This is a genomic window from Microbacterium sp. LTA6 (assembly GCF_045690355.1).
Lineage (GTDB): Bacteria > Actinomycetota > Actinomycetes > Actinomycetales > Microbacteriaceae > Microbacterium.
This window is the reverse complement of the sequence record NZ_CP147855.1, coordinates 563,853-577,737: the sequence shown is the minus strand read 5'-3', so window position 1 is coordinate 577,737 and position 13,885 is coordinate 563,853. Positions and strand designations below refer to the sequence as shown.

14 protein-coding genes are annotated in these 13,885 nt (G+C 69.5%); 8 read left to right on the top strand and 6 right to left on the bottom strand.

Features of this window, described 5'->3' with window-relative positions; genetic code table 11:
* Positions 1-13: 13 nt before the first annotated feature.
* From thiO to LTA6_RS02695, 4 genes are read left to right on the top strand one after another with little or no spacing between them, the layout of a single operon-like run.
* The gene (gene thiO / locus LTA6_RS02710) at positions 14-1,138 is read left to right on the top strand and encodes a glycine oxidase ThiO (protein WP_407358574.1); all 1,125 of its coding nucleotides are present in this window, start codon (positions 14-16) and stop codon (positions 1,136-1,138) included.
* Entirely contained in the window at positions 1,135-1,374 is a 240-nt protein-coding gene (thiS, locus tag LTA6_RS02705) for a sulfur carrier protein ThiS (RefSeq protein ID WP_407358573.1), read from the top strand. Before thiO ends, thiS begins: the two co-directional genes overlap by 4 nt.
* A gap of 52 nt (positions 1,375-1,426) precedes the next feature.
* Entirely contained in the window at positions 1,427-2,143 is a 717-nt protein-coding gene (locus LTA6_RS02700; protein ID WP_407359241.1) for a thiazole synthase, read from the top strand.
* Positions 2,140-3,333, top strand: coding sequence for a ThiF family adenylyltransferase (locus LTA6_RS02695; RefSeq protein WP_407358572.1), 1,194 nt, complete (start codon positions 2,140-2,142; stop codon positions 3,331-3,333). The genes LTA6_RS02700 and LTA6_RS02695 overlap by 4 nt, the downstream gene beginning before the upstream one ends.
* 10 nt (positions 3,334-3,343) lie before the next feature.
* Here LTA6_RS02695 and LTA6_RS02690 read toward each other — a convergent pair whose 3' ends face one another.
* The 5 genes from LTA6_RS02690 to sigJ all read right to left on the bottom strand — a co-directional run bounded on the left by LTA6_RS02690 (position 3,344) and on the right by sigJ (position 8,702).
* Entirely contained in the window at positions 3,344-4,600 is a 1,257-nt protein-coding gene (locus LTA6_RS02690) for a beta-ketoacyl-[acyl-carrier-protein] synthase family protein (protein WP_341975930.1), read from the bottom strand.
* On the bottom strand, positions 4,597-6,087 hold the full coding sequence (locus LTA6_RS02685; protein WP_407358571.1) for a class I adenylate-forming enzyme family protein: 1,491 nt from the start codon (positions 6,085-6,087) through the stop codon (positions 4,597-4,599). The genes LTA6_RS02690 and LTA6_RS02685 overlap by 4 nt, the downstream gene beginning before the upstream one ends.
* A gap of 90 nt (positions 6,088-6,177) precedes the next feature.
* Positions 6,178-7,278, bottom strand: a complete 1,101-nt coding sequence (locus LTA6_RS02680; protein ID WP_407358570.1) for a serine hydrolase domain-containing protein — start codon at positions 7,276-7,278, stop codon at positions 6,178-6,180.
* An 88-nt stretch (positions 7,279-7,366) separates the two neighbouring features.
* Positions 7,367-7,723, bottom strand: a complete 357-nt coding sequence (locus LTA6_RS02675; protein WP_341975927.1) for a DoxX family protein — start codon at positions 7,721-7,723, stop codon at positions 7,367-7,369.
* Positions 7,724-7,754: 31 nt separating this feature from the next.
* Complete coding sequence (gene sigJ / locus LTA6_RS02670) at positions 7,755-8,702, bottom strand: RNA polymerase sigma factor SigJ (protein WP_341975925.1); 948 nt, start codon at positions 8,700-8,702, stop codon at positions 7,755-7,757.
* A gap of 151 nt (positions 8,703-8,853) precedes the next feature.
* On the opposite strand from sigJ, the gene LTA6_RS02665 reads away from it, so the two are divergent.
* Positions 8,854-10,209: an FAD-binding oxidoreductase gene (locus tag LTA6_RS02665; RefSeq protein ID WP_341975924.1), complete on the top strand. Its 1,356-nt coding sequence runs from the start codon at positions 8,854-8,856 to the stop codon at positions 10,207-10,209.
* 80 nt (positions 10,210-10,289) lie between these two features.
* Here LTA6_RS02665 and LTA6_RS02660 read toward each other — a convergent pair whose 3' ends face one another.
* The gene (locus LTA6_RS02660) at positions 10,290-10,832 is read right to left on the bottom strand and encodes a small multidrug efflux protein (protein ID WP_341975923.1); all 543 of its coding nucleotides are present in this window, start codon (positions 10,830-10,832) and stop codon (positions 10,290-10,292) included.
* A gap of 154 nt (positions 10,833-10,986) precedes the next feature.
* Here LTA6_RS02660 and LTA6_RS02655 point away from each other — a divergent pair, with 154 nt between their 5' ends.
* From LTA6_RS02655 to erm, 3 genes are all read left to right on the top strand, one after another.
* Positions 10,987-12,186: a histidine kinase gene (locus tag LTA6_RS02655; protein WP_341975922.1), complete on the top strand. Its 1,200-nt coding sequence runs from the start codon at positions 10,987-10,989 to the stop codon at positions 12,184-12,186.
* Entirely contained in the window at positions 12,183-12,785 is a 603-nt protein-coding gene (locus tag LTA6_RS02650; protein ID WP_341975921.1) for a response regulator transcription factor, read from the top strand. The genes LTA6_RS02655 and LTA6_RS02650 overlap by 4 nt, the downstream gene beginning before the upstream one ends.
* Positions 12,786-13,006: 221 nt before the next feature.
* Positions 13,007-13,777: a 23S ribosomal RNA methyltransferase Erm gene (erm, locus tag LTA6_RS02645; protein ID WP_341975920.1), complete on the top strand. Its 771-nt coding sequence runs from the start codon at positions 13,007-13,009 to the stop codon at positions 13,775-13,777.
* Positions 13,778-13,885 lie beyond the last annotated feature (108 nt).

Here is a 13,885-nt window from a genome sequence, read left to right as displayed (position 1 = left end):
GGCGAGTGTATCGGTGCGTTGCGATACCGTCGTGATCGGCGGGGGAGTCATCGGGCTCTCGATCGCGTGGGAGCTCGCGCGGGCGGGCCGCGATGTGCGTCTGATCGATCCGGAACCGGCGTCGGGCGCGACGTATGCCGCGGCCGGCATGATCACGCCGATCAGCGAGCACCGCCCCACCGAGCAGTCGCTGCATGTCATCGCTCAGGAATCGGCGGCGCGGTATCCCGCCTTCCTCGCGACGATCCCCGGTGGTGGCCGGTGCGGCTTCGAGGCCGTATCGACTCTGCTCCTCGCCGTCGACGACGCGGATCGCCGCAGCATCGACGATCTCTCCGCCCTCCAGCCAGGAGCGATCGAGCCGCTGACGCTGCGTGAAGCGCGACGCCTCGAACCCCTCCTCGGTCCGCGGACGACCGCGGTCCGTCGCGTGCGCGAGCATCGCATCGACCCCCGCGCCCTCGCCACCGCTCTGCTCGCCGCCCTCGGAGATCGCATCGTGCGCACCGTGGTGCGCGGCATCCTGCACGAAGACCCGAATGATCCGATGTCGCCCGCGATCGGAGTGCGCCTCGACGACGCCGTGATCACGGCGCGAGAGGTCGTCGTCGCGAACGGCCTCGCCGCCGGCCGCCTCGACGGGATGCCGTTCGTGCCGACGCTGCGCCCGGTGTACGGCGATATCCTGCGCCTGGGCGTTCCCGATCGGCTGCGCCCGCTGCTCGACTGCACCGTTCGCGCTCGCGTGCACGGTGCGTCGGTGTACCTCCTGCCGCGTATTGACGGCACCGTCGTGCTCGGTGCCACGCAACGCGAACACGGCGGGCCGGCAGCGTCGGCGGGCGGCGTCTACGAACTGCTGCGCGACGCCGCTGCGGTGGTGCCTGCCGTGGCCGAACTCGAGTTGCTCGAGGTCACGGCGCGGGCCCGGCCGACGACTCCGGACAACGCGCCCCTGCTCGGACGCGCGGCACCGGGGCTGATCATCGCCACCGGCTTCGGGCGCCATGGCGTCATGCTCGCGCCCATCGCGGCCGAGGCCGTGGCCTCGCTCATCTCGGGCGTCGCCCCGACCGGCATCGCCCCTTTCCGACCCGACCGCTTCACCGCATCCCCCATACCCCTGGAGGTCTCATGATCGACGTTCGCCTGAACGGCGCTCCCGCCCGCATCGCACCAGACGCCACTGTCGCCGACGTCGTCACCGACCTCACCGGCCGTGCCATCGGCGCCGACGGCCGGGCAGCCGACGGCGAATCGCTGGGCCTCGCCGTCGCGGTCAACGCGGCCATCGTGAGGCGAGGCAGCTGGACCACGACGGTCCTGAGCACCGGCGACGAGATCGAAGTGCTCACGGCGGTGCAGGGTGGCTGAGCGGGAGGACCCGTTCGAGGTCGCCGGAGTCCGCTTCACCTCACGGCTGATCATGGGCACGGGCGGGGCAGAGAGCCTTGCCGATCTCGGAGCCGCACTCACCGCTTCTGGCACCGAGCTCACCACCGTCGCGGTGCGTCGCTACTCGCCGGAGGCGGGCACGCTCTACTCGATGATCGCCGAGCGCGGCATCCGCCTGCTCCCCAACACCGCTGGCTGCTTCACTGCCCGCGAAGCGGTTCTCGTGGCCGAGCTCGCGCGCGAGGCGTTCGAGACGGACTGGGTGAAGCTCGAGGTCATCGCCGACGAAGACACCTTGCTGCCGGATGCCGTGGAGCTCGTGGATGCGACGGAACAGCTCGTGCAGCGCGGCTTCACCGTGCTCGCCTATACGAACGACGACCCGGCTCTCGCGCTGCGACTGGAGCATCTGGGGGCGGCAGCGGTGATGCCGCTCGGGGCCCCGATCGGCACTGGACTCGGCATCCTCAACCCGCACAACATCGAACTGATCGTCTCCCGGGCATCGGTACCTGTCGTGCTCGACGCCGGCGTCGGCACCGCCTCGGATGCGGCGCTGGCGATGGAACTCGGCTGCGATGCGGTGCTGCTCGCCAGCGCCGTCACCCGCGCGATCGACCCGGTCGGGATGGCCCAGGCATTCCAGCACGCCGTCATCGCCGGGCGCCTCGCGGCGCGGTCCGGCCGGATTCCACGCCGCGAGCATGCCCTGGCATCCTCGTCGACGGCGGGAAGGCCCGACCTGTGAACCGCACGCATCACGGGCCGCCCCACCCGCTGGTCGACCCCGCCGGCCCCCTCGATGCGGATGCCCGTGCCCGCTATGCGCGCCAGCTCGCTCTGCCGGGCATCGGCGAAGCGGGGCAACGCCGACTCGCGGCGGCCCGGGTGCTCGTCGTCGGGGCCGGCGGGCTCGGCACTCCGGTGCTGGCTGCGCTCGCCGCGGCAGGTGTGGGCGTCGTCGGCGTCATCGACGATGACACCGTCGAGATCAGCAACCTGCATCGGCAGTTGTTGCACGGGATGTCGGATCTGGGCCGGTTGAAGGCTTCGTCGGCGAGCGACGCGCTGCAGGAGATCAATCCCGGGGTCGCCGTGCGTGAGCACCGCGAGCGCCTCACCGTCGCGAACGCCGAGACGATCCTCGCCGGCTACGACCTCGTCATCGACGGCTCCGACAACTTCGCCACGCGCTACCTCGTCGCCGACATCGCCGAACGTCTCGGCATGCCGGTCGTGTGGGGTGCCGTGCTCGGATACTCCGGCCAGGTGAGCGTGTTCTGGCCTCCGTACGGCCCGGGGTACCGAGACCTGCATCCGGACACCCCGAGCGACGCGGCCACCTGCGCGACCGGCGGCGTGCTCGGGATGGTCTGCCACGCCATCGGGGCGGTGATGGCGGCGGAGGCGGTCAAGCTCATCACCGGGACCGGCCGCACCCTCCTCGGACGGCTGCTGCAGTTCGATGCTCTGGATGCGACCTGGCGCACGTTCACCCTGTCGCCGGATCCGGATCCGAATCGGACGGCGCCGGACGCAACCGCTGAGAGGGCCGAGTGCAGGACGGATGCCGCGGCATCCGCGTCGACGAGGCCGGTCGTCCCGATCGTGATGCCGTCGGTTCTCGCTCGCGAGCTCGCCAGAGGAGAAGCGCTCGTCGTCATCGACGTGCGTGAGGCCGCAGAGACAACGGGGGCGCTGCCGGTCGCATTGCGGATTCCGCTCGGCTCCATCGCGACCGCTCCGCAACTCCACGAGCTCGCTCCATCGACCCGCATCGTCACCGTGTGCGCCTCTGGAGTGCGTGCCGCGCGAGCAGGGTCTCTGCTCGCTGAGCGCGGTTTCCGCGACATCCGCTCATTGGCCGGTGCCGTCGGAGCCGTCGTCGAGGCGGCAGCGCGGCTGCGCGGCGACCCGACGAACGTCTTGGTCGAGTGAGGCTCGCGGGTCACCGGCTGGTGAACAGCAGCGCCGCGTTGTGCCCGCTGAATCCGAAGGAGTTCGAGAGCACCGTCTCGACCGCGACCGCCTGAGGGCGGTCGCGGACGAAGACCCAATCGTCGAACTCGGGATCGGTGAGGTTGAGCGTCGGCGGGAGCGTCTGATCGCGGAGGGTCAGCACCGCGAGGATGGCTTCGATGACTCCGGAGGCTCCGAGCAGGTGACCGGTCGACGATTTCGTGGCCGTGAGCGGAACGCGGTGCGCGCGCTCGCCGAGTGCGTGGGCGAGCGCCGCGATCTCGGCGCGATCTCCGAGGGGAGTCCCCGTTCCGTGCGTGTTCACGTGATCGACCTGCGCGGCGGAGGTGTGCGCGTCGGCGAGGCAGGCACGGATCGCCGCGGCCGCCCCCTGCCCATCGGGATGCGGGGCGGTGGGGTGGTGGGCGTCCGTCGTCTCACCGAATCCGGCGACGGTGGCCTGCGGCACGGCGCCCCGGCGGACTGCGGTGTCGGCGGCTTCGAGAAGGACGGCTCCCACGCCCTGCGCCATCACGAATCCGGAACGGGACCGATCGAACGGGCGCGATGCGGATGACGGGTCGTCGGCGTACCCGGTGGCCAGTGCGCGGAGGTTGGTGTTCGCGGCGAGGTGCACGGAGTTCAGGCAGTCCTCCATGCCGACGACGAGCACGGCGTCCGCATAACCGTGCCGGATGCGCCGCAACCCTTCGCCGATTCCGACTGCCCCGCTGGCACAGGCCGCGGTGACAGCGTGCGTCGCGCCGCGGAACCCGTATCGCTGACTCAGGATTCCGGCCGCAGCGTCGGCTGTTCCGAAGACGACCAGGCCTGGCGGGACTTTTCGCGGTCCGCCGGCCTCGAAGGCGGATCCGGCCCGCAGCATCGCATCGACCGGCCCGGATCCGGTCGCAACGATGATGGAGACGCGATACGGCTCCCAGGGTGATGCGCCACGGGACCGATCCCAGCCGGCATCCGTCAGCGCCTCATCGGCGGCCGTGATCGCCCACCGCTGCACGGGGCTGAGGTGACGCGCGAGGGAGGCGGGCAGATCCGGCGGCTCCGGGAACCCTGCGATGACGCCGCCGACGCTGACCGCCATCCCCGTGGTCAGGCTGTCGGGGAGGACGCTCATTCCACTGCGCCCTTCGACAACCGAGTTCCAGAGTGCGGCCGCCGTCGTTCCACTGGCGGTGACGGCGCCGACACCGGTGACGACCACCTCGCGGTGTGACGCGATCACAGGCGCGTCGCTCCGGTTCCGGAGAGGACGAGCTGCACAGTCGCTCCTCGGCGGACCTTGCCTCCGCCGGTGCGGGGAAGGCTCGGAACGGCGTGCCAGCGTCGAGGCACTGACGCTGACGGCAGCTGCGAGGCCGCCCACTCCCGGAGGACTCGCTTCGACGGCAGATCGTCGCCCTCGAGGACGAGGCCGACGACGGAGCCCAGGCTTGGATGGGGGAGCGCGATCGCGCAGACCACGCCGACCCCCGGCATCCCGTCGAAGGCGCGCTCCACCTCGGCCAGAGCGACCTTGTGCCCTCCGGTCGCGACGACCTCGCCCCGCCGCCCCGCGAACACGAACATGCGGCCGTCAAGGGAACCTTGGTCATGGACGGTCGCCCAGCCCTCGGCATCCGACAACTCCGCATCCGTGGTGTGCGGCAGGTACTGGGTGGTGCAGGACCCTGATCGGACCCAGAGTGTTCCGAGCTCGCCCGGCTCGAGTGCGTGCCCGGCATCGTCGCGAACGAGAGCCTCGACGCGCGGATACAACTGGATGCGGGTGCCGTCGCCGTCGCGGCTGTCGCCGATGAATCCGAGTTCGCCCGCCCCGTAATAGCTGACCAGGCGAGCCTGAGGCATCTCATTGGTGACCCGGGCGCGCGTCGCCGAGGAGAGCGCCGCGCCGCCGGTGATGATCAGGCGGAGTCCTTCGAAACGCGCCGGGGAACGGTGAGCGGCATCGGCGAGAGCATGCAGCGCCGAGGGCACGGTCACCAGCCGTGTGACGTTCTCCTCGCGGGCGCGACCGGTCAACCACAACTCATCGAGCCGGTCTGCCACATGCACGCGCCCACCGGTGGCGAGCCCCTCGAACAGGGCGTACAGGGTGAGGCTGTACGACAGGGGTCCGGGTGCGAACGTCGCCACTCCGGGGTGCGCGCCGAGGAACTCGCGGGATACCGCGACGTTCGCGAGGTATTGCGCCCGGGTCTTCAGAAACGCCTTCGGAGTGCCGGTCGTTCCCGAGGAGAACAGCATCAGGAACGGGGCATCGTCATCTTTCGCCGAATCCATCATCGACGCGCCCTCGCCGGGCGTGCTGCCGGCGGATGCAAGGTGATCGAGATCGGAGGCGGGGATGATGGTTCCGCCCCAGCCCGCGGCCCGCAGAGCGTCAGGCAGACCGGGCACATCGGTGAGCAGGATCTGCGTTCTCGTGTTCCGGATCATCTGGATCTGCAGTGCCTGGGGCCACTGAGGATCAACGACGGTGAGAATCGTCGACCCGGCCTCGAGACCCACCACCAGCCGTGCCGTCACGAACGCCGAGCGCACACAGATCCCGACCACGGGCAGGTCTGTCGACACCGGCAGGGCGCGCACGCAACCGTCGATGAATGCCGCGATCCCGCGCGCATCCTGCGCCAGTTCGGCGTAGGTCAGGTGCGCGCCGTCGCCGACGATCGCGACGCGGTCAGGATCGACGGTCGCGACGCGGTGCACGGATGACGAAACAGGCGTGATCGGCTTCTCTCTGGGGCGGCTCGGAATGACCCAGCCCAGTGTACTGAACGGTGTTCAGGTGAGGTGTCGTCACTGCGTGTCGCTGAACAGCCCCATGATCCGCTCGCCCATCTCGACCTGGGTCAGCACGATCTGAAAAGAGCCGTCGGGGTCGACGAAGAAATCCGTACCCTGGCCGCCTGACCACCCGTACCGTCCGGCGTGCTCTCCCGCGGTGCGCACCGCGACCCCGAATCCCCATCCGGTGCCGTTCCAGAACCCGGGGAAGAAGCTGTCGTCCGCCTTGGCCCCCGCGGGGACCTGGTCGGTGTGCAACTGCTCCAGGAGAGCGGGCTCCAGGAAGGCTTTCCCCTGGTGCTGTCCGCCGCCGGCGAGCATGCGGGCGAACGCCGCGTAGTCGGAAGCCGTGGACACCAGTTCGGCATGACTGAGGTCGAACGGGGCCGGCGCGACATAGAACCCGCCGGCCGCCGGTTCGGTCTGCGTCAGTCCGGCCGTCTCGTCGTGGCGGTACGCGGTGGGTAGCCGGTGCGCCTTCTCGAGCGGGACGGTGTAGCCCGAGTCCACCATGCCGAGCGGACGGAAGAGGTCGTCGGTCAGGTGCTGCTCGAGCGACCCTTCGACCACGCGCGACAGGAGGATGCCGAGGATTCCGAACGAATGGTGATAGCGCCAGGCGGTGCCCGGCTGGAACGCGAGCGGCAGGTCGGCGAGGGCATCGAGCCACTCCTGCGCTCCCAACTCGACCGGTTCCTGTCCAGCCTCGGTGCGATTCGCGATCATGGCTTCACGCAGGGGGCTGGGGGCCGTCGTCATGCCGTAACCCGATGTGTTCGTCAGAAGGTGGCGCACCGTGATCGGCGTGCTCATCGGCACGGTGTCATCGAGAGCTGCCTCGGGAGAGCGCAGTACCTGCCGGTCGGCCAACTCTGGCAGCCACGTCTCCACCGGGTCATCCAGGTTCAGGCGACCGGACTGCACGAGACGCAACGTCGCGACCGCGGTCACGGGCTTGGTCATCGATTGGATGCGCACGATGGCATCGCGTGACATGTCGCCCACGCTGATGATCTCGACCTCTCCGTCGGGGGAGCCGGTCGCAGCGACGGCTCCGGGCATGGTGCCGTCTGCGACGTGCGTGGTCAGGATCTGCAGGAGTGCGCTCATCATTCCTCGATTCGCTCTGAGATCCCCATCCTGCCACTGGGTCGTGGAGAGGTCTTCGAAGAAGCAGGAGGGTGCCGGCGCATCGAGAGGATCATGCGCCGACAGCCCGAAACGTGGCGACGGCGAGCGCCGCGCAGGCGAGCGCGAACATCGTCGCCCAGGGAATCAGGCGGAAATCACGCACCCGAAAGTGGGCGCCCAGCGCGACGAGATAGTAGATCACGAAGCCTGCGGCCGCCGCGATGCCGAGGGAGGGCACCGCGAGTCCCACCACCAGCCCGAGACTCCCGGCGCCGAGCATGGTGCCGAAAACGGGGAGGAGCGAGTGCGGGATGCGCATCTGATCGGCTTGGGACTTCGGATAGTCGTGTCCGATGAGGTTCAAGACGGCGATGGCGCCGTTGAGAGCCGCGGTGAGAAGGGTGATGGCGAGTCCGAGGATGAACACGTATTGCTCCGTTCGTTGAGGATGCTTCACCTCACGGACGAGACAGCAGAGCGATACGTGACACTCGGATCGGATTTCCGTGGCGCACGTGCGTCAGCTTCGCGGGGTTGCTCACGACGTGCAGCATCTCGATCACTCCGTCCCGCAGGTGCAGCGTCGCTGCGAGCACCGGGCCGGATGCCGTGAGCACGATTCCCGGACCGCCGTTCAGCGGCGCGATGAACGGTCGGGTTCCCTCGGGTGCCTGCCGCGTGAGCTTGAGGATCGCGCGGGCGACGGCCTCGCGTCCGATGATCGGCTTGCGCGGCGCGTAGGTTCGTCCGCCGCCGTCGCTGATCATCGTGACGCCGGGTGCCAGCACGGCCATGAGCGCCTCAAGATCTCCGCCGACGCAGGCCGCGAGGAACCGCTCCGTCGCGACCCGGCGCGTCTCGATATCCGTGTCATATCGCCGCCGGCGAGCAGCAACGGCGTTCCGCGCGCGATGCGCGATCTGCCGGACGGCGGGCTCTTGCCGGTCGACGAATTCCGCGATCTCGGCATAGGAGTAGCCGAACGCCTCCCGCAGCACGAAGACAGCGCGCTCGATCGGGGTCAGGGCTTCCAGCACGAGAAGGACGGCGGTCGAGACGGAGTCGGCGAGTTCGACCCGGTCTGCCACATCGGGCGTGGTGCGGATCGGTTCGGGGAGCCACGGACCGACGTATGCCTCCCGCCGGGCGCGAGCACTGCGCAGCTGGTCGATCGCAAGCCGGGTGGTGATGCGCACCAGGTAGCCCTCCGGGTCGAGGATGCCGGCCGGGTCGACGCCGCTCCACCGCAGCCAGGCGTCCTGCACCACGTCCTGGGCGTCGACCATGCTTCCCAGTACCCGGTAGGCGACTGCCTCCAGCAGTCCGCGATGTTCGGCGAATGACGCGATCGAATCCGGTCCGGCGATCGACGGGGGTGTCGAGATCTCACGGTCGACGTCGGTCATGATTCATCCTTGCATCGGAGTGTGCGTCACGTGACCTGTCCGCCGTGAACTCGGCGGGCAGACACCGATTTCTCGGATCCGGTCACATTCCGATCGCTCTCATCGTCTTCTTCATGACTCGCCATTTCGGCGGGCATCCGAAGGAGACATCATGCTTGCCGAGATCGACACCCAGCTCGCCGAATTCACCGGCGCGATCATCACTCCCGATTCGGCGGAGTACTCGGCCGCTGCCCGTACGCCGATGGCGTCGGCCGCACCGGTCCTCGTCCTCCGTCCTGCCGACACCGCCGACGTCGCCCGCGCGGTCCGCTTCGCGGCGGCATCCGATCTTCCGCTCGCCGTGCGCGGTGGCGGTCACTCGGCTGCCGGATTCAGCACGGTCGATGGCGGAATCGTCATCGACCTGCGTTCCCTCGACGCCGTGGAGGTGCTCCCGGATCGCCGGGTGCGCGTCGGCGGTGGCGCGCTCTGGCGGCAGGTGGTCGAGGCCCTCGCTCCGCACGGCCTCGTGATCTCGTCGGGCGACACCGCAGACGTCGGCGTCGGCGGGCTGACCCTCTCCGGCGGGATCGGCTGGATGGTGCGTCGAGACGGGCTCACCCTGGATCACCTCCGTGCCGTCGAACTGGTCACGGCCTCTGGCGACGTGCTCGTGGTGGATGCCGAGCACCACGCCGAGCTGTTCTGGGCGCTGCGCGGTGGGGGTGGAGCGTACGGCGTCGTCACCGCGTTCGAGTTCGAGGCGCAGGCGACTCGAACGGTCGAGTTCGCCGCCCTGACCTTCTCATCCGACCAGGCAGAGCGGATCGTCACCGGATGGGCCGCCCACATGCGGCACGCGCCGCACGCGATCGGATCGACCGTCGTGCTGGCGAACCCGCTCGCCGGCGGGAAGGAGGCTCCCATCGTCGTCACGATGGTGCGCTCCGACGAGGGTGATCTCGTCGAGTCCGTCGACGCGCTGCGCGCGATCGCCGCTCCGCTGTCGGTGGACGCACGCCGTCGCACCTACGCCGAGATCCTGCACCCGGGAGCGGAACTGCCGCTCGGGCTGCGCGCCGTGGTCCGCAACGGATTCGTCGCTCCGGACGCCGCGGATGCCGCTGCCCTCGCCGTCGCCCGGATCGCCGGGGAGTCGCAGCCGTCAGCGATCGTCCTGCACAGTCTCGGCGGCGCGTTCGCCGAGGTCCCGGCCGACGCCACAGCCTTCGCCCACCGCTACGCCGAGCTCATGGTCACGACCTTCGCGGTCGGTCCGGATGCGGCGGTCGGTGGCATCCACGCGCGAATGACCGAAGTGTGGCGCGACCTCGAGCCGCACGTTGCAGGTGCGTACGCGAACTCGCTCGACGGGTCATCGGCGGATGCCGTGGCCTCGATCTATCCGGAGGGCACGCGCGAGCGCCTGGCAGCGGTCAAAGCCGCGTACGACTCCGCCGACCTGTTCTCGCGCAACTTCGGAGCGCGTCCTGCCTCCACCGGCGCCGAGCGTGGGCAGGATTGAACGATGATCACTGTGCTGGAGACGCGAAACCTGGGCTGATTGACCGCACGGTCTCTCAGCCCAGGCTGCATGGTCACAACTCAGTGGATCGCGTACACCGCGCTGCCGATGATCGCCGTGATGACGGTCGTCCAGCCGATGATCGCGATGGCCTGCCAGATCAGGATGCGGACCTTGCCGACGCCGGCCGCGGCGAGCATGGTCGCGGTGAACTGCGTCGGCAGCAGGAGCGGGCCGAGCAGGCTCACACCGGGAACGCCGTAACGCACGAGCGCCCGCTGGAACTTCTCCTTGCGTGCCGTCTTGCGGCCGGAGTCGCCGACGATGTCGTCGTCGAGCGGCATCGTGCCACCGGCCGGCACGAGTTCGCGAGACCGGTCGCGTCGGGTGACGATGGCCTGTCGGGCACCGGAACTGAGCAGCACGAGGACAGCGACACAGAGGAAGTTTCCGGCGATCGCAGCGATGGCGGCGATCACCGGGTGGATGCCGCCGATGATCCCGATGGCGGCGGCGCCTTCGCCTTCGATGAAGGGGACAGCGCCGGCCAGGGCGACGATCAGCGGCTGCACGAGCTCGGGCACCTGTGCCACGAGGTTCTGGAAGGTTTCGATGAGGTTCACGGTGGCTCCTGGTCTCCGGGCGATCGGTGTGTCCGTCGCGATGAGTCCAGTTCATCGGCATTCGCCTCGGCGCGGCAGTGCCGGGCTGTCACCTCTTCGCGTGCGCAACACCTGCCGGATCCCTGACAAGTGTCATGCCTCTATCGTGGTTCGAATGAGCACGAAGTCCCTCGCCGCAGGCGCAGAGCCCGGGCCCGGCGCCCAGCAGCTGGCCCGCGGGATCACCGCGACGTGGTGGTACACCGCGAGCGCCGTGATGTTCTTCGAGGTGTTTCTGGTGCTGGTGTGGACCGCGATCGCGTTCGCGGTGACGCCGGGAAGTGCCATCGCGCTCATCGTCGGAATCGGCGGCCTGCTCTGGTGCGCATCGACGGTGCCGGTGATCGCCGCCTACCGACACCGCATCGACGCTGAGCCAGGGGTTCGATGGGTCCCGCTGGCGGTGCCGGCGGGCGTTTCTTTGGCGTTCGGCATCACAGCAGGCACCATCACAGACAGCTGGCTGCTCGGAATCATGCCCGTCGCGCAGTTCCTCGTTCTGCTGAACTGGCCGAGGGGTGTTCGGCTCCGCCTCGTCATCGCGGTGACTCTCGTGCTCGTCGGCGCGGCCTTCGTCGATGCGTCCTCGGGTGGCCCGGCGTACGACGAGGCCTGGACGCTCCCCGTCGTCTACACGCTCATCCTGCCGGCGATGACGGTGAGCTCGCTGTGGTGGTGGGATGTGTTGATCACACTCGATCGGGCTCGCGCCTCCGAGGCGCGACTCGCCGCGACGCAGGAGCGTCTGCGCGTGGCGACCGACGTCCACGACCTGCAGGGGCACCACCTCCAGGTGATCGCGCTGCAGCTGGAGCTCGCCGAACGACTCATGCCGCGCGACCCGGAAGCAGGGATGGAGCAACTCCGTGCGGCGCGGGCGAGCGTCGACGAAGCGCGGCAGGGCACGCGCGACCTCGCGATGCGGTTCCGTTCGGTGCCGCTGAGCGACGAGCTCGCCAACGCCCGCGATCTGCTGCGGGCGGCCGGGCTCGATGTCGAGACGGCGATCGCGGCGGATGCCGATCAGGCACCGGCATCCGATCTCGGCCCCGTCATCCGCGAGACGACGACGAACGTGATCCGGCACGGCGGCGGAAAGCGCGCACGGCTCGTGCTCGCGCGGGAAGCGGATGCCTGGCGCTATGAGATCTCAAACGACGTCGTTCCAGGCATCGAGCCCGGGCGTGAGGGCTCAGGACTCGAGGGCGTCGGGCGCCGGATCGCCGAGGCCGAGGGCGCGCTGGAGGTGCACCGCGGCGAAGACGAGTTCACGGTTGTCGTGACGGTGCCGGCACGACAGGGAGAAGCACGATGATCCGGGTTCTGCTCGCCGACGACGAGGGGATGATCCGCTCTGCGCTCGCCGCTCTCCTCCGTCTCGAAGACGACATCGAGGTCGTCGCCGAATGTGAGAACGGCGAGCAGGCGGTCGCCGAGGCGCTGCGACTGCTGCCGGATGTGTGCCTGCTCGACCTGGAGATGCCCGGACTCGACGGCGTCGAGGTCGCCGAGCGCCTGAACCGCGCCATCGCGACACGGTGCGTGGTGGTCACCCGCCACGCGCGACCGGGAATCCTGCGCAGGGCGCTGGCCTCGGGCGTCGCCGGGTTCCTCCCGAAGTCCCGCGGCGCCGACGAGGTCGCGGCGATCATCCGCCGCGTTGCTGCGGGCGGACGCTATGTCGACCCGGAGATCGCAGCGGATGCGCTGAGCGACGAGCGCTCCCCGCTCACCGACCGAGAGCTCGATGTGCTGCGCGCCGGACGCCGGGGAGAGACCACGAGTCAGATCGCCCGAAGCTTGTCCCTGGCGCCCGGCACCGTGCGCAACCACATCTCCGCGGTGCTCGCCAAACTCGCCGTCGGCACCCGTCAGCAGGCGGTCCTCCTTGCGGAGGAACGCGGCTGGATCTGACGCTGCGCGGATATCGTAGGCTGGTCCGATGGGAACAATAAACAGCGCGCTGGTGACGGCGCCTTCCTTCACGTTCCGCGACCGCCGCGCCTGACGGCGCGCTCGCTCGTCGTACGCGCCGTCCTCCGAGATGCCATCTGCACCTCGGGACGGGCAGCTTCTCCGCGCTCTCGCGCGTTCCCTCCCTCGAGGTGCTCCGATTCTTCTTCTGGAGCGCACTCATGCCTCGTTCTCTTCATGGCGGCCGACACGAACTCGGCCAGAACTTCCTCACCCACCGGCCGACGCTCGGCCGTCTCACGTCTCTTGTCGCGCACACCTCGGGTTCGATCCTCGAACTCGGCGCGGGCGACGGCGCCCTCACCCGCTCGCTCGCCGAGCTGGGCAGGCCCCTCACCGCGATCGACATCGATGAGCATCGAGTCCGGCGCCTTCGGAAGGCGCTACCCGCGGTGCGGGTGGAAGCGGCGGATGCCACTCGCTACCCGCTCGACGCCGAGGTCGTCGTCGGCAACATCCCGTTCCACCTCACGACGCCGATTCTTCGTCGCCTCCTCTCCTCGGAGGGATGGAGGCACGCAGTTCTGCTGACGCAGTGGGAGGTCGCTCGAAAGCGCGCAGGCGTGGGCGGCGGCACGATGATGACCGCGCAGTCGGCGCCCTGGTTCGACTTCGAGTTGCAGGGACGGGTACCGGCGTGGGGCTTCTCGCCGCAGCCCAGCGTCGACGGCGGCGTGCTCACGGTCCGCCGACGCGCGACCGCCCTCATCCCGCGATCGGAGCGTCGGGCGTATGAGGCATTCATCGGTGCGGTGTTCACGGGCCGCGGGGCCAGTCTGGCGGTGGTCGTCGCACGCGCTGCGCGCGTCGATGTCGTGTCCGCACGGCAGGCACTCGCGCACGCAGGTATCTCCCCCCGTGTTCTCCCGCGGGATCTCCAGGGGGAGCAGTGGTCGAGTCTGTGGCGGCACCTCAAACGGTCACGCGGTTAGGCGCCACGGTGTGCGCATCGGATGCCCGTTGCGCACACCGGCCCGCTTCGTCACCCCGTCGTCGCACCTGCGAGAATGGAACCCGCGTCACTCGCCGATTCCGACCCG